The sequence below is a fragment of the Bacillus sp. AFS031507 genome, assembly GCF_002584635.1.
In the GTDB taxonomy this organism is placed as follows: domain Bacteria; phylum Bacillota; class Bacilli; order Bacillales; family Cytobacillaceae; genus Neobacillus.
The window spans coordinates 1-22,872 of the sequence record NZ_NUOW01000005.1; the positions used below are offsets into that span (position 1 = coordinate 1).

Annotated in this window: 22 protein-coding genes; 16 read left to right on the forward strand and 6 right to left on the reverse strand. The window is 38.5% G+C overall.

Features of this window, described 5'->3' with window-relative positions; genetic code table 11:
- Positions 1-28: 28 nt before the first annotated feature.
- Positions 29-1,459, reverse strand: coding sequence for an aminotransferase-like domain-containing protein (locus tag COE25_RS06755; RefSeq protein ID WP_098932031.1), 1,431 nt, complete (start codon positions 1,457-1,459; stop codon positions 29-31).
- A 114-nt stretch (positions 1,460-1,573) separates the two neighbouring features.
- Between COE25_RS06755 and COE25_RS06760 the strand changes: the two genes are divergently transcribed.
- Positions 1,574-2,488, forward strand: a complete 915-nt coding sequence (locus COE25_RS06760; protein ID WP_098932032.1) for a DMT family transporter — start codon at positions 1,574-1,576, stop codon at positions 2,486-2,488.
- 663 nt (positions 2,489-3,151) lie between these two features.
- Positions 3,152-3,703: a DJ-1/PfpI family protein gene (locus tag COE25_RS06765; protein ID WP_088085454.1), complete on the forward strand. Its 552-nt coding sequence runs from the start codon at positions 3,152-3,154 to the stop codon at positions 3,701-3,703.
- A 102-nt stretch (positions 3,704-3,805) separates the two neighbouring features.
- Here the strand turns inward: COE25_RS06765 and COE25_RS06770 are convergent, their stop codons facing one another.
- Positions 3,806-4,429, reverse strand: a complete 624-nt coding sequence (locus tag COE25_RS06770) for a histidine phosphatase family protein (RefSeq protein ID WP_180247429.1) — start codon at positions 4,427-4,429, stop codon at positions 3,806-3,808.
- Between the two features lie 159 nt (positions 4,430-4,588).
- Here COE25_RS06770 and COE25_RS06775 point away from each other — a divergent pair, with 159 nt between their 5' ends.
- From COE25_RS06775 to COE25_RS06790, 4 genes are all read left to right on the forward strand, one after another.
- Entirely contained in the window at positions 4,589-5,155 is a 567-nt protein-coding gene (locus COE25_RS06775) for an MOSC domain-containing protein (protein WP_088085456.1), read from the forward strand.
- Between the two features lie 234 nt (positions 5,156-5,389).
- Positions 5,390-5,611 carry a YdbC family protein gene (locus tag COE25_RS06780; protein ID WP_098932044.1) on the forward strand — a complete coding sequence of 74 codons (222 nt, stop codon included), beginning with the start codon at positions 5,390-5,392 and terminating at the stop codon, positions 5,609-5,611.
- Positions 5,612-5,751: 140 nt separating this feature from the next.
- Complete coding sequence (locus COE25_RS06785; protein WP_098932045.1) at positions 5,752-7,134, forward strand: M14 family zinc carboxypeptidase; 1,383 nt, start codon at positions 5,752-5,754, stop codon at positions 7,132-7,134.
- Positions 7,135-7,191: 57 nt separating this feature from the next.
- A complete protein-coding gene (locus tag COE25_RS06790) occupies positions 7,192-7,833 on the forward strand; it encodes a pyridoxamine 5'-phosphate oxidase family protein (RefSeq protein WP_098932034.1) in 642 nt (213 codons plus the stop codon).
- Between the two features lie 322 nt (positions 7,834-8,155).
- Here the strand turns inward: COE25_RS06790 and COE25_RS06795 are convergent, their stop codons facing one another.
- Positions 8,156-9,346, reverse strand: a complete 1,191-nt coding sequence (locus COE25_RS06795) for an MFS transporter (protein ID WP_098932035.1) — start codon at positions 9,344-9,346, stop codon at positions 8,156-8,158.
- Between the two features lie 345 nt (positions 9,347-9,691).
- Positions 9,692-10,012 carry a thioredoxin family protein gene (locus tag COE25_RS06805; RefSeq protein WP_088085460.1) on the reverse strand — a complete coding sequence of 107 codons (321 nt, stop codon included), beginning with the start codon at positions 10,010-10,012 and terminating at the stop codon, positions 9,692-9,694.
- 121 nt (positions 10,013-10,133) lie between these two features.
- Here COE25_RS06805 and COE25_RS06810 point away from each other — a divergent pair, with 121 nt between their 5' ends.
- The 7 genes from COE25_RS06810 to COE25_RS06840 all read left to right on the forward strand — a co-directional run bounded on the left by COE25_RS06810 (position 10,134) and on the right by COE25_RS06840 (position 17,373).
- On the forward strand, positions 10,134-11,048 hold the full coding sequence (locus COE25_RS06810) for a LysR family transcriptional regulator (RefSeq protein ID WP_180247430.1): 915 nt from the start codon (positions 10,134-10,136) through the stop codon (positions 11,046-11,048).
- A 260-nt stretch (positions 11,049-11,308) separates the two neighbouring features.
- Positions 11,309-12,412, forward strand: a complete 1,104-nt coding sequence (locus COE25_RS06815) for an amidohydrolase/deacetylase family metallohydrolase (RefSeq protein WP_088085462.1) — start codon at positions 11,309-11,311, stop codon at positions 12,410-12,412.
- Positions 12,390-13,499, forward strand: a complete 1,110-nt coding sequence (locus COE25_RS06820) for a DgaE family pyridoxal phosphate-dependent ammonia lyase (protein WP_098932038.1) — start codon at positions 12,390-12,392, stop codon at positions 13,497-13,499. The genes COE25_RS06815 and COE25_RS06820 overlap by 23 nt, the downstream gene beginning before the upstream one ends.
- Entirely contained in the window at positions 13,496-14,251 is a 756-nt protein-coding gene (gene dagF, locus COE25_RS06825) for a 2-dehydro-3-deoxy-phosphogluconate aldolase (RefSeq protein WP_098932039.1), read from the forward strand. The genes COE25_RS06820 and dagF overlap by 4 nt, the downstream gene beginning before the upstream one ends.
- The gene (locus COE25_RS06830) at positions 14,244-15,257 is read left to right on the forward strand and encodes a sugar kinase (RefSeq protein WP_098932040.1); all 1,014 of its coding nucleotides are present in this window, start codon (positions 14,244-14,246) and stop codon (positions 15,255-15,257) included. The genes dagF and COE25_RS06830 overlap by 8 nt, the downstream gene beginning before the upstream one ends.
- Before the next feature lie 15 nt (positions 15,258-15,272).
- Positions 15,273-15,995 carry a GntR family transcriptional regulator gene (locus COE25_RS06835; protein ID WP_088085466.1) on the forward strand — a complete coding sequence of 241 codons (723 nt, stop codon included), beginning with the start codon at positions 15,273-15,275 and terminating at the stop codon, positions 15,993-15,995.
- Between the two features lie 52 nt (positions 15,996-16,047).
- Positions 16,048-17,373: a GntP family permease gene (locus COE25_RS06840; protein ID WP_088085467.1), complete on the forward strand. Its 1,326-nt coding sequence runs from the start codon at positions 16,048-16,050 to the stop codon at positions 17,371-17,373.
- Between the two features lie 428 nt (positions 17,374-17,801).
- Here the strand turns inward: COE25_RS06840 and COE25_RS06845 are convergent, their stop codons facing one another.
- On the reverse strand, positions 17,802-17,993 hold the full coding sequence (locus COE25_RS06845; RefSeq protein WP_088085468.1) for a hypothetical protein: 192 nt from the start codon (positions 17,991-17,993) through the stop codon (positions 17,802-17,804).
- Positions 17,994-18,200: 207 nt separating this feature from the next.
- Between COE25_RS06845 and COE25_RS06850 the strand changes: the two genes are divergently transcribed.
- On the forward strand, positions 18,201-21,014 hold the full coding sequence (locus COE25_RS06850; RefSeq protein WP_098932041.1) for a DEAD/DEAH box helicase: 2,814 nt from the start codon (positions 18,201-18,203) through the stop codon (positions 21,012-21,014).
- A 19-nt stretch (positions 21,015-21,033) separates the two neighbouring features.
- Here the strand turns inward: COE25_RS06850 and COE25_RS06855 are convergent, their stop codons facing one another.
- Positions 21,034-21,432: a (deoxy)nucleoside triphosphate pyrophosphohydrolase gene (locus tag COE25_RS06855; protein WP_098932042.1), complete on the reverse strand. Its 399-nt coding sequence runs from the start codon at positions 21,430-21,432 to the stop codon at positions 21,034-21,036.
- 165 nt (positions 21,433-21,597) lie between these two features.
- Here COE25_RS06855 and COE25_RS30560 point away from each other — a divergent pair, with 165 nt between their 5' ends.
- Together COE25_RS30560 and COE25_RS06860 are read left to right on the forward strand one after the other, a co-directional pair.
- Positions 21,598-21,744, forward strand: coding sequence for a hypothetical protein (locus COE25_RS30560; RefSeq protein WP_179195710.1), 147 nt, complete (start codon positions 21,598-21,600; stop codon positions 21,742-21,744).
- A 117-nt stretch (positions 21,745-21,861) separates the two neighbouring features.
- Positions 21,862-22,329: a GNAT family N-acetyltransferase gene (locus tag COE25_RS06860; RefSeq protein ID WP_098932043.1), complete on the forward strand. Its 468-nt coding sequence runs from the start codon at positions 21,862-21,864 to the stop codon at positions 22,327-22,329.
- The last annotated feature ends 543 nt before the right edge of the window (positions 22,330-22,872 follow it).

Genomic DNA, 22,872 nt, shown 5'->3' on the forward strand with positions numbered 1-22,872 from the left:
TTAGCGATTTCGTTCTTCTCGTGGCTTCTTAACTAGGGTAGTGTAGATCACCAGAGCGGTCCCCAGGGTTTCCATCTACTAAATTGATAAATTTCCTTATTCCTTTACGGATTTGTTCTTCATTAGCATAGGAATAGCTTAAGCGCACCCATGAGGATGGCCGATTTAATGGATCACAAACACGACCAGGAACAATGGAGATTGATTGTTGAAGGCATTTAACTAATAATTCATCTGTCGATTGGTGGTTGGGAAGCCGTACCCATAAGTTCAAGCCACCATTTGGGCTGGTCCAGTGCCAATCTGTTCCCGCTAGTTCTTCCTCCATGATTTCCTTTCTTATTTGTAAGGCAATTCGTAGTTTTTCAACGTGTTGTTGCAGTCTGGGTGATGAAAAGTAATGAAGGAAAATCTTTTGATTCAGGAGTGGAGATCCGTTATCAGCTAGTGATTTCACCCCTAGGAGTGGTTTCATAATGGATGATTGTGCATTTACTACCGCAATTCGTAGTCCAGGTGAGATATATTTGCAAAAGCTCCTTACATAAATCACGATTCCAGATGTGTCATAGGTGTAAAAGGGAGGAGGAGGCTCTTGGTCAAAATAGATGTCGTGATAGGCGTTATCTTCGATTAAGAGACAGCGATATTGCTCAGCTAATTGGACTAATTGCTTTCTTTGTGCGGCTGGGACCGTGTATCCAGTTGGATTATGGAAGGTTGGATTCATATAAAAGAGTCGTGGCTTGTATTTTTTCATCATAAATTCAACATGCTCTAAATCGTATCCGTCAGGTTGGATGTCCACGGTTACAATATTTGCTCCTTGTGCTCTAAAAGTATCAATTGCGGCACTATAGCTTGGCTGTTCCATTAAAATGGTGTCTCTTGATTTAACAAAAGCTTGAGCAATGAGGTAAATCGCTTGCTGAGAACCAGTCGTGATTAACAGGTTATCCGCTGTTGTAATCGTTTTATACTGGTCAATAAAATATTCGCACAGTGCTTCCCGCAGCTCCTTGTCTCCTTGAACGGTTGAGTAGGTTGCCAGCACTTTGGGATAGAGATCAAACACTTTTTTTACGTAATCGGATAAAAAGAGATTAGGCAAGAGGCTGGGGTCAATTAACGCCTGTGAAAAATTATAGGAAACCGGAACTTGATGAATCTCGGATAAGTGATTTTTTTGTGCGTATGCTGAAATAAGAGGATTCTCTAGATTTTCAAATTTCGCTCTTCCACTTAATTGAACATAATATCCTGATTTATCTTTGACATATACTTTATTTTGTTGTTTAAGCAACTGATAGGCTTTTAAAACCGTTAATCGATGAACATTCATTTCCTCAGCTAATTTTCTTACAGAGGGAAGCTTATCCTCTTCCTGCCACTCATTGCGTTCAATCCGGTGTAAAACATAATCATAAATTTGTTTAAATAGATAATCACCATTGGTCATGTCCTTCCCCCATTTCTCCTTGATTGTACCACGATTCCTTATTGAACTGTTCTATTGATGATAATCTGTTCTATCCCCAACCTCCTATAATGGATAAAAAAGGAGGAATTGTTAATGGTGATGATTGGTTATTTGTTCATGTGTTTGATTTTTGGTACGACCTTTTTAGCAATAAAAATAGGGATAGATGCAGGTATTCCACCCTTTTTCTCTGCTGGACTTCGGTTTTTTATTGCAGGTTTTATTCTTTTTGGGTTCATGGTCTTGCGAAGAAAAACCACGATAGGTTTGTTATTTCGTAAGGAAATGCTGATTACAGGGATCGGTTTAACCTTTGGGACGTTTGCAACTTTATATTGGGCAGAACAATATGTGACGTCTGGTGCAGCCGCTGTGCTATCGGCTACCGGTCCGATGATAATTTTATTGATCCAAACGACCATATTGAAGAAGAAAGTGAATCAAATTTCTTTTATTGGATGCCTTGTAGGTGTTGTAGGAGTTGCTCTTCTCATTTTGCCAAGCTTTACTCTTCAGGGGGAACGGTACTGGTTAATGGGGTGTCTCTTGATTGTCATTGGCGAGGTATTTTATGCTTCTGGGGCCATTTATTCAAAACATGTGATGGAAAAATTTGAATCAGATTCCCCCATTGCATTAAATGCAGCCCAAATGATGCATGGGGGAATCTTACTCATTCTTTTGTCTCTTTTTACAGAGGATATACAGTTTACTAGCTTGACTAGTACAGCATCCATAGGCTCGTTTCTTTATTTAATAGTTTTTGGCTCAATGATAGGTCATACTCTTTTTTACTGGCTAGTCTCGAGGACCAATCCTGTTTTTCCGTCTACCTGGCTTTTTATTTCTCCTCTCATTGCGATGGTACTAGGTGTTTTGTTTTATCGGGAATATCTTCCTTGGGAATCAGGTATAGGTGCTTTAACGGTTATTTTAGGGACGATTCTGGTGCAGAGTGGCAATCGCCAAAGAATGGTGCCTGTCACCACCCGAAGTATGACGAAATGACCTTAGACCGGATTGTACTTGAATCCGGTCTTTTCTTAATATAGAAATAGGTGAAAAATTCCGTTTTATCCTTCTACTATAATAATGGTTAAATATGAAACGTATTAGAGGGACAATTGATAATATTAATAGAGAGTGAGTGTAGCCGTATGTGTTTTTGTATAGGTTCATAATCTATAAAAATCGTAGTTAAAGGAATAATGGAAGATATTGTAGAATATTTACTTTGATTGGAACTTTTTAACTACTTGATAAAGGTGGATTTTTGATGCAGCAGAAATGCATTAAATCTATGCAAAAAAAGACGACGGATGGATTATCGAATACAAAGAATATGTTCCAATGAAGTCACATGGTTAAGACATACAGTGACTTGTACTGTTCGACTTTTTTTTGCTTTATTCAAAATAAAGGGTCGTGTGGAACATCGTTGTGAAACAAGAAAATCCGATTCGTGACAGGCACGGAATCTCAGGATCAGGCTTGTTTATTTTAAATTAGAAAGAGTTTTCTAAACGAAAACGGTAATATCTTGCTATTAGTAACGGCGGTATTGTGTTTGCTGGATATGAAGCTTTTTCGAATATAAGGGAATTATTAGAACCATCATGAATATATAAATAAAGGCAATAGCCAAATTTTTTTAAAGGGGGAGTTTTTTACGTGTCAAAAAAAGTATTAATCCTAGCAGGAGATGCTGTAGAGGCATTGGAAATTTATTATCCGTATTTTCGTTGTCTTGAAGAAGGTCTTAATGTACAAATAGCAGCACCATCAAAGAAGAAGCTGCAAACAGTTGTCCATGACTTTATCGGCTGGGATACTTATACGGAAAGCAAAGGATACTTAATTGAAGCACAGTTAGCTTTTGAAGATGTAAATCCGGGCGAATTCGATGGGCTCATTATTCCAGGAGGGCGGGCTCCGGAATACATTCGCTTAAATGAAAATGTCCCAAGAATTGTCGCTCATTTTTTTGAAGCAAATAAACCTGTGGGGGCCATTTGCCATGCAGGTCAGGTATTAACAACTGTTCGTCAATATTTGGAAGGTCGAGAATTGACCGCCTATATCGCCTGTAAGCCGGATGTAGAAGCAGCAGGGGCAACCTATATTACAAATCCTCTTCATGTTCAAGGCAATCTCGTTTCGGGGCATGCATGGCCAGATCTTCCGGGGTTCATGAAAGAGTTTATTAATCTATTGAACCAATAAGACTATTATCTGATTATCACTTAGTTTACTATAACTAGAAATAAGACATAATGGATACAGATACAAGGGGCAGCTTGAGGAGTGGGCTGCCCTTTATTTTAGTTAGTATTTATCTCGAAAAGAAGTGTCAGCAATCCTGTCTACATAAAATTCACCGTTCAAATATTTGATTACAGAGACACTGCAATTATCATGGTGAGTATAACCGCTCATTTTTGCTAATTGCATTAAGTAGTTGCCGATCGTTACCCCATGTGAAAATACTAGGACATTTCCACCCTCATTTTTATGCTTATGAATGATTTCATCGATAGCAGAGCTTGTTCGTGAAAATAGCTGTAAATAGGATTCCCCTTCAGGTGCTGACATATTTAAATCGTTAAGACTAAATAATGTCTCTAGGATATTCCCATATTGAGCTAGAATTTCCGTTTGTAATAGGGATTCCAAAACACCAAAGTTCATTTCCTTTAGACGTGGATCAGTAATGATGGGGATGTTTCGATGGCCAATGGCATACCTAGCCGTATCTACTACTCTCTGGCTTTCACTTGCGTATACTGCTTTAAATTCTATATCAGATAAACCGATTCCTACAGATTTAGCCTGTTCAATTCCTTTATCTGTAAGTGGTGAATCACAAAATCCCTGTAATCGCTTCTCTACATTAAAATGGGTCTCACCATGCCGAACAAAATAAAGCTTCACTTCTTTTTCAGAGGACACGCGTAAACACCTGCTTTGTATTGGAATTAATTGATTGATAAAATAAATTTTACCACACCTTTCGAGTAGTTTGTAAATAAATAAACCAAGCATTTCCAGTCCAATCTAGGTTGTGAGGTATTATTTTTAGGAATTGTTTGAACGAAAAGGAGTTTTCTTTTGAAAAAAGTCTGGGCAAACATAAATGCGGTATTAATTGCAGATAATCCAAAGACATTTGTAACTAGAAGAATAACAGAAGCAAATCTTGAGTTTGGGGGGATTCGTGGGGATCGCCACTTTGGAATTACCAGTAAGGCTGATTCAAGGCAGCCGATGTATCCAAGAGGAACAGAGATTCTAAACCGCCGCCAAATAACGATTGTGTCTGTGGAAGAATTAGACAGGGTTGCAGAAGAATTAGGTGTTGAATCTGTTCTGCCTGAGTGGTTAGGGGCTAATGTATTGGTAAAGGGATTTCCGGAATTAACAAAACTTACCATGGGTTCACGTATCCTTTTTCCAAGTGGAGCAGGATTAATATGTATGGGAGAAAACCAGCCTTGTACCTTACCTGGTGATGAAATCCAAAGGCACTATGATGATCATGAGAAGTTATCCCTCCGTTTTGTACGTGCAGGTTATAAGCGGCGGGGGATCGTATGTGCAGTAGAAAGGCCTGGAATCATTTACGAAAATGATGAAGTCCAGGTTTTGGTTAATGATTATAAGAATCCGATGCAATAATTAGCAATAGGGGAACGGAAGGGGGACTATTAAAAACTATTAGAGTACATACCTTACTTTGAAACCACTCTTTTAAAAAATAAATTTTTCGATGGAGGGATTAGGCAACTATTGTGGTGTACTGCCTAATTGGGGGAGCTCGGGTCCAGAGCAAAGAAAATTTAAAAATGAAATATTTGCGCATTGATGAACAGAATGACTAAAGAAATAATGATGGATTGGAGGCCAAGGATGATGGCTGAAATTAAATTTGAAATAAAAGAGACTATTGGGGCAATTTCACAGTCCCCAAAAGGCTGGAGCAAAGAACTAAATCTGATTAGTTGGAATGGAAAAGAGCCCAAATATGATTTACGTGAATGGGCACCGAACCATGAGAAAATGGGAAAAGGTGTTACATTGACGGTTGAAGAGCTAAAGTCGTTAAGGGATTTGTTGAATGGGATGGGGTTATAATTAGCACAGGAATTGGGGCCATTAGCTATATATGGGGTGGCCCCTTCTTTATCATAAAGCAGCGTAAAACCCCTAGCTTCAGCTATGGGGATACTCATGAAGCCATGAAATACTTAGATGAAATGAAAGGAAACTATTACATGAATTTTCAATCTGTTGTTACTAATGTTCCTGATTATAAAGCTTTTCTGACTGTAGATGAAATGGATGAGAGCTGCAGGAAGCTTGCTAATGAGTTTCCCGATCTCGTTACCGTATTTGAGGCTGGAAAATCTCGAAAGGGACATTCGATTTTATGTATGAAAATTGGAGATGGTCCAAGGAATGCTTTATGCTTTGCCTGTCCTCACCCTAATGAACCTATTGGTGCCATGACACTCGAGTACTTTTCTCGTGCTTTGGCTGAGAATGACGAATTACGAGAAGGATTAGGCTTTAAATGGTACATGATTAAATGTATTGACCCTGATGGTGTTCGTCTAAATGAAAACTGGTTCAAAGGGCCGTTTAATGTTTATACCTACACGAAAAATTATTTTCGGCCAATCGGCTATGAACAGGTGGAATGGACTTTTCCGATTGATTACAAAGAGCTGCATTTTCACAACCCGCTACCTGAAACCCAAGCTTTAATGACATTAATACAAGAGATCAAACCAGAGTTTATGTATTCCCTCCATAATGCAGGGTTTGGGGGAGCTTATTGGTACATAACACATGATCTGCCAGAGCTGTATGAAAGTTTGAGGGATTCAGCTATTAAACAAGGTATCCCCTTAAATTTAGGAGAGCCCGAAGAACCTTTCATAACGAAATTTTCTCCAGCTATCTTTAAAAATATGACAATTGCTGAAGCTTATGATTTCATAGAAAAATTTAGCGGTGAGAAGCCAAATATAAAAAATGGAACTTCAAGTTCAGACTATGCATCGAGCGTAGCAGACTGTGTAACTCTTCTTACTGAGCTGCCTTATTTTTTTGATTCTCGAATTGAGGATTTGAGTGAGGGGGAAATCACACGGAAAGAAGCCATTTTACAGGGGGTAAAACAATCACAAGCTCATTTTGCCCGCCTAGATATGCTGCTAACAGAAGTCCGCCCTTATATCTGTGAAGAGAACCCATTTGTAAAACTGGTAGAAGAAGTGATTCAGTATATTAGAGAAGGCAGTGAAGCCAAAATCAATTGGGCTGAAAGTAATCCTGAATTTGAAAAAAATGCTTCCATGGCAGAGATTTTTGATAATTTACAAGCTGCAAAGTTCTACAATGGCTTGTACTTAGGTTTAACAGTTCGTACTTGTGAATATGAAATCGAACGGCTTAGGCAGCAAAAAAATAAAGAAGAGATCGCAATGAGCAAACTCATGGAAACCTGTGAGAAAGGTGAACAGTTCTTAAAAGAATATTGTGAAAACCTTGAATGTGAGCTTGATTATACGGCGATTCCGATTCAAAAGCTTGTGCGTATTCAAGTAGAGAGTGGACTGCTAGTGGCTAATTATATTCGTGAAAATCGATAAAAATAAACACTGAGGAACCTTGTTATAATTGCTAGGATAAGGAAGGGGAGTGTAGTAATGTCGGTACCTAAGCCTACATGTAAAGATAAAATTGAAACAGAGGATGAATTACGTTCTATTATAGGGGAACCGAGTGAACTAGTTAGAAAAAAGGTGATTTCCTATGTAGACGATCATTGTGAGGATTTTATTTCCCGCTCTCCTTTTCTAGTGATCTCTACATCTGATGCTTCTGGATGTTGCGATGTTTCACCTCGTGGAGACACGCCTGGGTTTGCTCTTGTACTTGATGAAAAGCATATCATTATTCCAGAACGGCCAGGGAATAAAAGAATAGATACAATGCGGAATATTTTATCCAATCCAAAGGCAGGTCTTCTTTTTCTGATTCCTGGACTAGGGGAAACATTAAGAGTGAATGGAAAAGCATACTTGGTGAAAGATGACATTCTCCTTGAACGAATGGCCCATCATGGGAAGAAACCCTTGGTTGGAATCTGCATTGAAGTGGAAGAATGCTTTATTCATTGTGCGAAAGCGATGAAACGTTCAGGCCTTTGGGAACCAGAAAAATGGAGTGAAAAGAATTCACTGCCAAATGCAGCAAAAATCCTAATAGACCATACGAAAATTCCCGACATGACCGAAAAGGAACTAAACAATGCGCTCCAAGAAGATTATTTGACCGAACTCTACTAAAGAAAGGTAGAGAGGTTCCTTTTGTGCCAGATGCGTCTAGTAATGCTTTAGGGTCCGTTGAAAGTGATCTTAATAAACTATTCAAGGTCTGGTAATTTATTTTTCCAAGATTCGAATTACATATTAAAAAACTGCCAACAAAGGCTAGTGTGCCTGACCCCCGATTCGTTAAAGCTTTAACACGCTGGGGGTCAGGTATCACTTTTACTGCGTGGAACATCGATGTGAAACAAGAAAAACCGGGGCGTGACACTGTCACCATCCGAAGTATGTCGAAATGACAAGAGACCGGATTCTGCTTGAATCCGGTCTCTTCCTACTATTATACTAGTTTCATTTGTTGTCGGTCTAATCGATGACTTAGGAAAGTTAGAAGACTTGCAAAGAAAGCAATTAACCCACCGACAAGTGTCACATTCATCAAAGGTCCTTGATGGTAAACAATGCCTCCTAAAGCGGAGCCAAAGGCGATACCCACATTACTGGCGACTGGCATCAATGAAGCTGCGAGTCCTGTTGCTTTTGGTTGATAAATACTAGCAAGGTCTATCAAATAAAGCTGGGTCGATGTTGTTAAAAGAATGGCCATTAATGACATCATGCCAATGTTAATCAATCCAAAGATAAAGTGATTGGTTGTCCAATATAAACAGATCAGAACAAATGCTTGCACAAGGAAAACAAACCGAAGGCGTCCGATCGCATTGTGGCTGGCAATTTTTCCAGCGAGTATGTTGCTAAAAATCGAAATAAATCCGTAGCCAAACAAGATTAAACTGATTGAACTACTTGGTGCATCCATTTTTTTTAGGATGGGAACCAGATAAGTAAAAACGGCATAAGTTGCTCCAAATCCAAGAGATGGAATGAAAAAAGCCATTAAGATTCGTGGGTGGGTCAACAAAGAAAATTGATCACGCATCGAACTACGGTATTGACTGAGCTTATTAGGCAAATTCAAGATAGATGCCAAAAATGCAACTCCACCCAGAAAAGTTGTTAACAGGAAGGTTGCATGCCAGTCATACCATCTAGCGATGACCGTTCCAATGGGTACTCCGATCACGTTTGCAAGAGTAAACCCACCAAAAACGCATGATATAGCAATTCCACGTTTTGTGATTGGTATCGTTTCACTTGCAACAATCATCGCAAGTGAGATTAAGACCCCTGTTACAATTGCGGTTATCATCCGAAGGGAAAGGAGCATGAAGTAGCTAGTCGATATCACGCACAAAGCATTCAGGATGATGAACGTTCCTATCAAAAACAGCATCCATTTGCGCTTTGGAAAATGGCTTGTTGCTGACATAACGAGTGGTGTGGTAATGGCAAAAGTAATGGCAAATGCAGAAACAAGGGTACCTGCTTTTGCATTTGTTATATGAAGATTCGAGGAAATATCAGTTAAGATCCCGACGATAACAAACTCGCTTGTCCCGAGAACAAATGTTAATAACGTAAGTGTTAAGATGAGAAACCAATGTTGCTTAGATAATATAGTGCCTTGCATAAATACCTCTTTTCTTAGATGAATGAAAATGTGTAATAGGATAGGTAAACAATCAAATCATCATAACATAAAACAAATTAACGAAGAAGCCCTTGCTACCTGGGGATGAATTCCAAAAGCAATATGAAAACCATGAGAAGTTATCTTTCCGTTTTGTGCGAGCAGGTTATAAGCGGCGGGGGATCGTCTGTGCAGTAGAAAGGCCTGGGGAAATTCACGAAAATGACCAAGTTCAAATTTGGGTTAATGATTTTGCCAATCCGATGCAATAATGAGAATAATAACTTTGATAGGTAGGAAACCATAAGGCAGCACATCAGCTGCCTCGTGGAACAAAAGAAATCCTTATTCTATCAATCCATACTTTTTTAAGGATTCGATTAACTGAACTTTAGGTTGAAAACCAGTGATCCTCCCAACAAGCTGGCCATCTTGAAAAAGCAATAATGTAGGGATTCCCATTACCTGAAACTCGCTGATAAAATCCGGATTATCATCCGCATTCACTTTGACAATTTTTAAATCAAACTCTAGATCAATTTCCTCTAAAACGGCTCCAATCAACCTGCAAGGCGGGCACCATGGTGCCCAGCAATCGATTAGCACCGACTTGCTTGTTTCGATTTCCTTAAGAATTTCCTGACCCTCTGCTTGTAAAACGCTCATGAACGATCTCCCCTTTCTGTTCGTCGTTGATTGTAGTATATGATGAGTTATGATATAAGTAAAATTAATACTTTGAATGTTATATATAAGTAAAATCTAATGTAAGGAAATGAGGAATCTTATGACTCTATTTCAATTAGAGGTTTTCTTAAAGGTAGTGGAAACAAAAAGCTTTACAAAAGCTGGTGAGCAAATCGGCCTCTCACAATCGGCAGTCAGTCAAGCAGTAGCCGCATTGGAATCAGCGCTAAATATAAAATTATTGAACCGGCATAGGACTGGAGTCAGTTTGACGAAGGTCGGCGAACGGATCGCGAGCCTAGTTAGAGATTTAATCATGATTAAAACAAGGATCATCAATGAGGCTACTGGAATCACGGGACTTGAAACAGGGACGGTTAGAATTGGAAGCATTTCGGGCATGTCAGCCAAACTACTGCCAGGAATGATCAGCTCTTTTAAAAAACGGTTTCCCGGTGTAGAAGTAGTGCTTTATGAGGGGAATTATGAAGAGGTGAGAAATTGGCTTAAGTTGTCAGTCGTGGAAGTAACCGTGGTCCCGGAAGAAAAGCATGAGTTCGAATTTTTTCCTTTACTGCAGGATAAAATGGTCGTTTTTGTACCAGAAACCCATCCACTGAGTCATCAATCATCGATCGAAATAAAGGATATCGCCAGTGAACCTTTCATCATGCCAAAAGAATGTGGTCATGTCATCCGGGCGATCTTTAAGGAACAAGGTTTCTCACCTAATATTCAATTTGAAGTCAGCGATATCGCTACTATCATCGCAATGGTTCAAGAGGGAGTTGGAAATACGATTCTTCCTGAGTTGGCCATCCCTTCCAGCTTGTCCAAAATCACAGCTTCCTATTTAAACCCGCAAGTGTACCAAAATTTAGGGCTTGAGGTCCGTTCAACAGAGTATACAAGCCCTGCGATAACAGCATTTATTCATGAGGCACAAGAATTCACCAAGAATTTATCATTGAAATTGTTTAACAGCTATCATTCCGTAATTGTGGAAAAGAGATAAATAATGTTTAATATTTGCCAATAAAAAATGTCCCAAAAGAAACTTTTGGGGCATTTTTGTGCTTGCATTTGCTTTTCTCAAGGAAAAATAAATTAGAAAAGATTTATTTAGAAGTTACAATATAAGTTCTAAACATTATAACGTTATATTGACCTGAGTAAAAATACGTGGTAACCTAATCCTGTAAAGAAAAACAAAAGAGGTAGATGTAACCGTATACAAGTACCCACTTATTAGGTTTACCGAAAAGGATGAGGGAAATGAAAGATTGTTTTGTATTGCAGAATGTAAAACTTGTCAATGGAAATTCTGTAGACATCATCGTAGAAAATAAGAAAATCCAAAACATTGTTCCGGCAGGTACTGGAAATGGCGGTAATGTAACGAACTTCAAACATCAAGTGATGGTTTCCAGCGGATGGATTGATATGCATGTCCATGCCTTTCCAGAATTTGATCCATATGGTGATGATGTGGATGAGATTGGCTATAAATCAGGGGTAACAACGATTGTAGATGCCGGCAGTACGGGCGCTGATCGTTTGCCTGACTTAGTTTACAGCTGTAAAAAGTCGAAAACGAATGTTTTTGCCTTTTTAAATATTTCACGAATTGGCCTTAAGCGAATCGATGAGCTATCCGACCTTTCGTGGCTCGATGAAGATGCGTTAAAAGAGGCCATAGCCGACCACAAAGATTTTATTGTTGGACTGAAAGCGAGGATTAGTAAGAGCGTCGTAGGCCCAAATGGAGTAGAACCATTAAAAATGGCCCGGAAATTTTCTAAGGACACTGAGTTGCCGCTGATGGTCCATATTGGTTCAGGGCCACCGGATATTAATGATGTCCTAGATTTACTTGAGAAAAAAGACATTATCACCCATTACTTAAATGGGAAAGCCAATAATTTATTTGATGAAGCTGGGAAACCTCTTCCGAAGCTGCTGGATGCCATTAAACGGGGAGTACATTTGGATGTTGGCCATGGAAATGCTAGCTTCTCTTTCCAAACGGCAGAGCAGGCGAAAGAGTATGGTATTCACTTCGATACGATCAGCACGGATATCTATCGAAAAAATCGCTTGCACGGCCCAGTTTATAGTATGGCCAGTGTACTATCTAAATTTTTGTATTTAGGCTATCCCTTAAAAGAGGTCATTGATGCCGTTACAGTTAAAGCGGCAGACTGGTTGAATAAGCCGGCACTCGGAAGAATTTCAGTCGGAGATTTAGCTAACCTCACATTATTTTCTATAGAGGATGAAGTGACCCAGTTGATGGATTCTGAAGGAGAAGAACGAACAGCAGAGCAGAATATTGTCGTAAAAGGAGTGGTAATCAATGGAGAATACATTGAATGCTAAATATGGTTTGAAAAGGGTTATCAATGCAAGCGGGCGGATGAGTATTTTAGGTGTTTCAGCTCCCACAGACACCGTAATGGAGGCCATGAAAATAGGCGGGCAAAATTATGTTGAAATCGCTGATTTAGTCGAAAAAGCAGGACAGCATATCGCTGGGCTGCTTCAATCAGAGGCAGCGGTTGTCGTGAATTCAGCATCGAGTGGAATCGCTCTTTCGGTAGCAGCAATCGTGACTGAAGGAAACAGACGAAGAAGCGAAAGACTTCATCAAGAAACGATTCAAAAAAATGAAATCATCATGCTGAAGGGCCATAACGTTCAATACGGGGCTCCGGTGGAAACGATGGTTTTCCTCGGCGGCGGAAAATTAGTGGAAGTCGGTTATGCCAATGAGGGCAAAGCGGAGCACATTGCCGATGCCATTACTGAAAATACGGCGGCGATTCTTTTCGTTAAATCCCACCACGCTGTTCAAAAAAATATGATTTCGGTTGAAGAAGCATGGGAAGTGGCGCAAGCGAATCATGTTCCATTGATTGTCGATGCAGCTGCGGAGGAAGATTTGAAGAAATATGTACAAGTGTCCGATTTAGCGATTTATAGCGGCTCGAAGGCGATTGAAGGTCCAACGTCTGGTATCGTTGCCGGAAAACAAAACTATATCGATTGGCTTAAGGTTCAAATGCACTGCATTGGCAGAAGCATGAAGGTCGGCAAAGAAACAACCTTTGGACTTTTGCAGGCATTGGATGAGTATTTTGTCAAGATCGACAATAGCGAAAAGGAAAAAGCCAGTCTGGCTGTTCTCAAATCACTTGAATCCATTGACGGTGTAAAAGTAACGATTGTACAGGATGAAGCGGGACGTGCCATTTTTAGAGCTCGGATTCAGATTGATCCGGCTGTGACGAAAACAACGGCGAAGGAAGTAAATGACCAGTTAAGAAATGGTGAAATTGCGATTTATACCCGTGATTACGGAATTCGACAGGGCTTTTTCGATCTTGATCCACGACCATTACAGGGTGACGACATTTACGTAATTGAAGCCCAATTAAGAGCCATTTTAGGAGGAAGCGAACAATGACAAACATCGAAAAACGTTTTTATCACAACCGAGTCGCATTGAATGTGCTGGCTAATAGTATTGAAAATGCCATCGAAGTTTTTGAAGCGGCGGAAGGTCATGTATTAGTTGGAGTCCTTTCCAAGGATTATCCTTCGGTAGAGGCTGCTGTGACAGCGATGAAGGAATATGGGGCAGCGATTGATGAAGCCGTATCTATTGGCCTTGGCGCTGGGGATAATAAACAAGCAGCAGTGGTAGCGGAAATCGCTAAATTTTATCCGGGTAGTCATATCAATCAAGTGTTTCCTGCTGTCGGGGCAACACGTGCTAATTTAGGGGAGAAAGAGAGCTGGATCAATTCTCTTGTATCACCAACTGGAAAAGTAGGGTACGTAAATATTTCTACTGGTCCTGTAAGTGCGGCAGTTGGTGAAACAGCCATTGTTCCAATCAAAGCGGCGATTGCCTTAGTGCGGGATATGGGAGGAAATGCCTTGAAATACTTCCCGATGAAAGGCTTAAAGCATGAGGAAGAGTTCCGTGCTGTTGCACAAGCTTGCGGTGAAGAAGGGTTTGCCTTAGAACCAACTGGAGGCATTGATTTAGATAATTTTGAGACCATTTTAGAAATTGCATTGGAAGCAAAAGTGCCTAAAATTATTCCTCACGTTTATTCTTCTATTATTAATAAGGAAACTGGAAAAACAAATCCGGATGATGTGAGGACACTACTCGCCATTACAAAAAAATTGGTTGAAAAACATGCCTAAACAAATTGTTGCATTCGGTGAAGTAATGATGCGTTTGCAGGTGCCGGGATATGAATTACTGACTCAGGCTAACACATTACAATACTCTTTTTCAGGCACGGGAGTTAACGTTGCTTCTGCGATGACCAAGCTAGGCTATGATGGCTATCTTGTGACGAAATTACCAGAGAATCCTTTAGGTGATGCAGCCCTTTCTTTCTTACAGCGATTGGGAATCAATCGGAAATTTGTTTGTAGAGGCGGAAAATATCTTGGGTTGTATTTTTTAGAAAATGGTTTTGGACAGCGGGCTAGCCGGGTTACCTATACCAATCGCCTGGAAAGCAGCTTTAATACCGCCCATGTTTCGGATTATGATCTGGATTTGATTGCCGAACAAACAGATATCATTCACTTTTGCGGTATAACGCTTGCCATGACCGATGGTGTCCGTGCTAGTATGAAAGAGCAGGCTAAAAAGGTAAAAGAAAAAGGTGGATTGGTTTGTTTCGATTGTAATTACCGCCCTTCCTTATGGGAGGGAGGGTACAGTAAGGCGAAACCTCATTATGAAGACATGCTGGCTTTGGCTGATATCGTCATGATGAATGAAAAAGATGCAATGTATATTTTAGGAATGGAGACAGCAGAAATCTCCCGGGAGGAACAGCTGAAAGACCTCATTCCTAAGGTAGCAAAACACTTCGATCTTCAAACGATTGCGGGAACACACCGAGGGATTAATAGTGATAATACCCATTCTATACGGGGATATTTGTATAAAGATGGGCAGTTTCACTTCTCAGAAAAGATTTCTTTTTCCGTATATGATCGAATTGGAGCCGGAGATGCTTTTACTAGCGGGATTTTGCATGGCGAGCTGGCTGGATTTTCACCTGAGAAAACAGTCCGGTTTGCAGCTGCAGCAGGAATGCTGGCCTGCACCATTGTTGGCGATACCCCGATGTCGACGGAAGCTGAGATCTTGTCCGCCATGGCCGGAACCATTGATGATATAAAGAGATGAAGGAGCGAGTAGGGAATGAATGTGAATCGAAAAAAGGGACCTATGTACTTACAAATAAAAGAAATATTGAAGGATCGTATTTTACATGGTGTTTATGCAATTCACACGAACATTCCCTCCGAGCCTCAATTAGAAGAAGAATTTAATGTAAGCAAAATTACTATACGGAATGCCATTAAAGAACTGGTTCAAGAAGGATATCTGGAGAAGAAAAGTGGTAAAGGAACAAAGGTTATCGCGAATGTATCGTCTGCGAAGCTTTCAAAAGGGAAACGCTTTACGGAACTATTAGTAGAAGAAGGCCACCACATCACCAAAAAGGTGTTAAATATTAAAAAGGCTGAATTGTCTCCAGACTCGGAACTTTATTCTTTATTTGGAAGCCATTGTGTACAAATTGAACGACTCTACTTATTGGACAACGAGCCCTATATTCATTTCACTCATTACATCTTATTAGACATAAGTGAGGAAGAATTAGAGGATGTCAATATCGGATCTTTGTACCGCTTTTTAGAAGAGCAAAACATTAGACTGGAATCATTCCGAGATGAGTTTGCCGTTTCGATTGCACCTAGTCATGTAAGTGAAAAATTAAACGTAGAAAAAGACACAGTGGTGTTAAAAAGAATTCGTCGTTCCTGTGATGATGAAGGAAATGTATTGGAATATAGCGCGGGTTACTATAATACAGGTAAACAAAATTATATTGTTAATTATAATGATTCCATTCAGTAACCCATTTTTTTGAATAGTATGTAAGCGATTTCTTAGGGGAGAGTGAGAAAATATGAGTTTATATTTAATAGGTATTACGTTAGCAGCCATTGTGATCGTTATTTTAGGAGTATCGTGGTGGAAATGGCATGCATTTATCAGTTTAACTGTTGCCGGCCTGTTTCTAGCTGTTTTTTCTGGCGTACCAATGGACAAGATTGTCACAGCCTATGAAACGGGAGTGGGCGCTGTCCTTGGACATCTGATTGGAATTTTAGCGTTGGGAACCATCTTAGGTAAAATGATGTCTGACTCAGGTGCGGGCATGCAAGTAGCCGATTTCTTTATCAAAAAATTCGGTGTGAAATATCTACCATGGGCGATGCTTCTTTCTGGTTTTATTATTGGGATTCCTGTGTTTTTTGAGGTTGGTCTAGTAATCTTGCTGCCTTTAGTTATCTCGATTCGCAAATCTACTAAACAAAACATTCTATTAATTGGTATCCCGGTGCTTGCCGGATTGTCGATTGTGCACGGTTTAGTTCCTCCGCATCCTGGTGCGATGACAGCGATTGGCATTTATAATGCAAACTTAGGACATGTAATGCTCTATTCATTAATTATTGCTTTTCCAACGGCCGTCATTGCCGGACCTTTATTTTCAAAATGGATTCAAAAACGGGTAACTCCTGTTGGAGAACCGGAATTAATCCGCGTGGTGACAAAGTCAAGCGGGTTACCAAGTACAGCGATTTCGTTTTTCATTATCTTGCTGCCTGTTATATTAATTATGTTAACGGTAATTGCCCCATATCTTTCACTGCCAGGTGCTATTGAAAAATTTCTATTGCTTATTGGCAGTCCGGTTATTGCTTTACTAATTTCATGTTTTGCAGCCTATTTCTTCTTGGGCTTCCGCCAGGGTATGGACAGGACGTTAATTAAAAAATTAACGGAAGAATGTTTATTGCCATTAGCTTCGATTATTCTCATAATTGGAGCAGGCGGAGCATTCAAGCAAATTCTAATTGAAAGCGGTGTAGGGACAGCGATTGCAGCAATGTCCGAGCAAATGTCCTTATCACCGATTGTCCTAGCCTTCCTAGTTGCGGGATTAATCCGAGTCGCTACCGGTTCAGCAACTGTTGCGCTAACAACCGCAGCCGGAATTGTTTCTCCAGTAGTGGAGCATATGTCAGGTGTTAACCTAGAATTATTAGTTATTGCCACTGGTGCAGGTTCATTAATGCTTTCACATGTAAATGATGCCGGCTTTTGGTTGGTAAAAGAATATATGGGATTAACGGTTAAAGAAACATTCAAGACCTGGACAGTCATGGAAACGCTCCTTTCTTTTGTCGCCTTTATTCTAGTTTTAATTTTAGATGTATTTGTTTAAGGTTAACTTTGTCGAAATACGAACAGTGCAATTGCACTGTTCGCATTTCGACAAAATCTAATAAACTTCGCGGCGTGACAGGCACGAGAAATAAATCACTAAGTGGTGGGGCATAAATTGTTAAGAGTGATTGATCGAATCAAATGACTCGACTTGTGAGGGTGTCGGAAGCTCTCTATTTAGCGAACTCCTACAATTTCTCATTAGGTCTTTAATAAAAGAAGTACAGATGGAGGAAAACAGGAAGGATGTTTAAGAGATAACCTTATGGTTTTCTTCTGCCTCTAGTTTACCTTCTATTAAAGTAAGCAGAACCGTAACATAAATAGAGGCCTGTTTTTATTAATAAGAAAACAAAAGGAAAAGGAGCCCCGGTTTGTAAAAATAAATGCCGGTGGCTCCTTTTAAATTTAATTATATAAATTGCATTATTCTTCTTTATCAAAGCGCTCTCCGGTTTCCGGGTTGAAATAAACGACTAATCTTTTATTTGTGGTTGGATCGATTGATACCTCATTGGTTCGGTCGAAGCCTTTAGGTACTTGCTGACCATGTTTTGCTCTGAAGCGGCGGTCCCAAATGAACCACGATCCGAAGATTAAAATAATCAGCACTTCCATGGTGACTAGTTACACCACGGTGAACCGTACCATAAGTTACTAATTATACTTTTAAGCGAGCAAGATCCATTTAGAGAGAAAAGGGATCCACAAATTCATCTTGAATAGTGGATCTTTTTATTTATCCCCAAATATAGTACAATTTTCACATATCCAATAAATAACAATATAGGTATAGATAGTTAATACATAGTCAGGAGCAAACCAATGGAAGCAGTCGAAAAGAAGTTGATTGTGAATTCCGAAAAGGGGAATTTATTAAGAGAGTTAGTAAAATCGATGAGCGAGTGTGAAAGGTTTTTTTTTAGTGTTGCCTTTATTAACTTCAGCGGGCTGCAGCTTCTTCTTGATCCCCTACAGGAGGCCGAAAAAAAGGGAATAAAAGGGAAGATTATTACTTCCACTTATCTCAATTTTACAGATGCAAAAGCTCTTGAGAAAATTAGAGAGTTTAATAATGTTGAGTTAAAGGTTTTTGTTACGGATAAAGAGATTGGTTTTCATACGAAAGCCTACATATTTGAGTACAAAGATAGCTACAAAGTGATTATTGGTTCTTCGAATATCACTCAAAGTGCCCTGAAAAGTAATATTGAGTGGAATGTAGAAATCATTACGAAAGAGGATGCCCGATTTATACAGGATGTTTTAAAGGAATATGATTATCTCTGGAGTATGAGTGAAGATGCCGATCAGGATTTTATTAGTAGATATGAGGAATTCTTAAATAGCTTTAAGAATACACAAAAAAAACATCAGTTGATTTATGAAAACAAACAATATATTGTCCCAAATAGAATGCAAAAGAGAGCAACTGAAAATTTAGAAAGATTGAGAAGTTTTGGAGAGAATAAAGCGATTGTAATTGCCGCAACCGGTACGGGTAAAACCTATATGTCAGCGTTTGATGTGAAGAGCTTGAAACCAAAGAAACTCCTTTTCATTGTGCATAGGGAAGAAATTTTGAAAAAAGCCAAGGATACTTTTGAAATGCTCTTACCTAATGAGGGTCTTTCTTTTGGACTACTGACAGGTAATCATAAGCAAAAGAATGTGGATTATGTTTTTGCCACCATCCAAACAATCTCTAAATGTTTTCATGAATACAAAAAGGATGAATTTGATTATCTAATTATTGATGAAGCTCATCATGCGACAAGCCCGACCTATCAAACTGTTTTAAACTACTTTGAGCCTAAGTTCACATTAGGGATGACGGCAACCCCTGAACGTAGTGATGGTTATAATGTTTTTGATCTTTTTGATAATAATGTGGCTTTAGAAGTGCGGTTACATGAGGCTTTAGAGGACGAGTTAGTTATTCCTTTTCATTACTTTGGGATTACTGATATTGAAGGCATTGACTTAAGTGAAGTTAATATTGACGATATTGCTGAAATAACCAAGCGGTTAAAAGTTAATGAACGGGTAGATTTTATTATTAGAAAAATGAACTTCTATGGCCATGACGGCGAGAAAAGAAAAGGGCTTGGTTTCTGTGCCAGTATCGAACATGCTCAGTATATGGCTAGTGAATTTAATAAAAGAGGCTATAAAAGTGTTTGTCTATACGGTGCTGATTCACCTGAAACACGGGAGCGATTTATTAATCGATTAGAAAGTGATCATGACGAGTTAGAATTCATATTTACCGTTGATATTTTTAATGAAGGAGTGGATATCCCTTCTATCAACACGGTACTAATGCTGAGGCCAACTAATTCTCCAATTGTTTTTATTCAACAGCTAGGAAGAGGTTTACGAAAACATGCGGATAAAAGCTTCTTAACAGTCCTTGATTTTATCTCAAACCATAATAAAACATTTCTCATTGCACTCGCACTTAACGGAAGTCGATACTACGATAAAGAAAGTTTAAAGGTAGCGATTGCGACTGGGTTTGCTAATATTCCCGGCTGTACTCATATCCAAATGGATAAGATATCACAAGAAAGAATATTGGCACAGATTGACAATGAAAACTTTAACTCGATGAAATACCTAAAGGAAGAGTATTTTGAATTTAAGAAGCTTAATCAAGGGAGAATTCCTTATTTATTATTGGATTATCTAAAATATGATGGGGCACCTGATCCCACAAAATTTATTGACCGTGAAAAAACGTATCTACAATTTGTGGCAAAAGTTGAAAAAAATGATTATTTAAAAGGATTATTACAAAACGAAGCTTTCGAAGGGGCTTTAAAAGAATTATCCAGTAAGCTTCCTCTAAACAGGATTTATGAGTTTATTATCATTAGATATTTGTTAGAACATGAAGAAATTAATTTAGAAATTGCTATGCATCAAATCTTAAAGATGATTAATGACGTTGACGATGACAGTGTATTACATGCATTTGAGTGCTTGAACCAGAACTACTATGATAGCGGTCAGTTAAAGAGTAAACCAAAACTATTTAATTATACGAACGGAATACTTGTTAAGGCTCCAATTTTTAAAGAATTACTAGAAAATAGGGAGTATCGAAAATATATAGAAGATACCATTACCTACGGGATTTTCCGTTACGAAAAAGAGTTTAGGTCTGAATACTACGGTGTTCCACACTTTAAACTGTATGAACAATATCAAATGATGGACGCTGCGTTACTTTCTAACTATCGAAAAATCCATAGTTCCTTTAGGGGTTCAGGGTTGCTCGCTAATGGGAAGGAATATTTCCTATTTATTGATTTGCATAAAGAAGAGGATGTAAAGGAAAGTATTAACTACAAAGATAAATTTATTAATGAGCGATACTTCCAATGGCAATCACAAAATAGTACTGCCCAACATTCTGATCGAGGACAGAACATTATTCACAATAAGCAACGTGGAGTTAATCTTCATTTATTTGTGAGGAAGTACAGGGAAATAGATGGGAAGAATGAGCCTTTCATTTATATTGGTAAAGGAGGTACGGTCCAATACGAAGGTGAAAAACCGATCACAGTGAAAATCAAATTAGAGCACGAAATACCCGCAACGCTATATACAGAGTTTACAAAAAAAGTGTAGTCTTCTCTTTTCGAGAAGACTATTTTTCATGGATTAATTGTTCAACTGCTGGAATGTCAGCTGGTGCCCACTTTAGTGAATCTAGATTTTCTGTTTTTAGCCAAATTAATTTGGAATGTTCACTTGGCATTGGTGTTCCTTCTACAACTTTACATTTAATCGATTTTAAATTAATGATAAATGTTTCGTATTCATGGGTATTATCGTTAAAAACTTCATTTAACGTCTCAATTTTACATCCCAATTCTTCATCAATCTCCCTTACGAGGGCTGAGTAGATATCCTCATTTGCTTCCACTTTTCCTCCTGGAAACTCCCACATATTTGGAATAGACATTTCTGGGGACCTAAGAGCACAAAGAATCTCATTCTGTTCATTTTCAATAATTGCTGCGACTACTTTTACGAGCTTTTTCAATGTAATCCTCCTTGATGATTGATTTACTAGTCATAATATATCACTTTTGATGTAAATATTCTTTAAGGGGATTTTTCTTTTTATTGTGAAAGTTTTGTTGGAAAAATAACCCTAATAATCTATCATTAAGATAATGGAACGAATCGGTTTAATGGAGTGATATTTTTGGAAAAAATAAATGTAATTGAAAGAATTAAAGATAGATTTTTAAAAAATGGTAAAACGATAGAAATCCCTTTATTAAAAGAGCAAAAGACATTTCAAGCGGTCTTAAATGATGATGGTATTAGCGTCAGCAATTTAGCCAATTAATCTTTTCTATATTTTTGCATTGATAGCTGAGGCATCTAAACAGAGAGTTTGAGTATAGTAAAGTAAGCCCAATTTATATTAAAAGAACGAATATTCCTGTTGATGGGGGATCTAGCAATGCACCTATATTTTTACGATGAGAGATATAAGAATGACATCGAACAGTATCATTTATCTGAGGAACAACTTCGATTTACTGGTACACCAACAGAATGTATCAAACTTTCAAATGAAGATCCAGATCGATATTCAATCTTAGCGATGGATCAAGAAAATTTGGTCACCTTTTTCAATCTACATAAAAATGAAGGGGTAAAACCATTCTCTAATAATGATCGTTGCATTTTACTAAGAGCGTTTTCGACAGATTTCCGTCATCAAGGTAAGGGGTATGCCAAGAATGTCCTTTTGCAATTACCTTCCTTTGTAAAGGAACACTTTAGGGAAACGAATGAAATTGTCCTAGCAGTTAACATTCAAAATACTGTCGCACAAGACTTATATAAAAAATGTGGATTTATTGATGAAGGTGAACGAAGGATGGGGAACAAAGGGGAACTTATCATCATGAGTTATCATTTGTAGGTTTTAGACGGTACTTATGGATTGTTCTGCTCATTCCATGGACCCTTGGTACATACGGTCTGGAAAAAATAACCAAACGTTTGATTAAATTCTTGATTCCTTGGTACATATGGAAAAAAAGAGTAGTTGAATCAAATAGATAGTAGATAGTAAAAAAATTGGAGGATTCTTTTATGATGAATACCTTAATTCCTATAATAACCTTTTTGCCACTAATTGTCCTAGCATTCGTTGTTAGATGGGTTTACCAAATTAAAAAAAATAGTGAAATTCAAGTTGAGCAAAACAAACAGCTCATCTTGCTTTTGCAAAATAAAGATATAAATAATTACCTATTTAAGATGTCGAGGTATGCGGAGGAGGAAAAAAATGAAAATAGAATACGCGGTCATAATATTAGCTCTTTGCATTGCATTTAGTGGATTTTGGATAGGAAATGCTCTTAAACAGGACAATGATCTTAAACAGGATAATGTAGAAATGAAAATAACAGATGATAACTTATCAAAAAGCAGCGTAAAACCCCCTAGCTTTAGATATGGG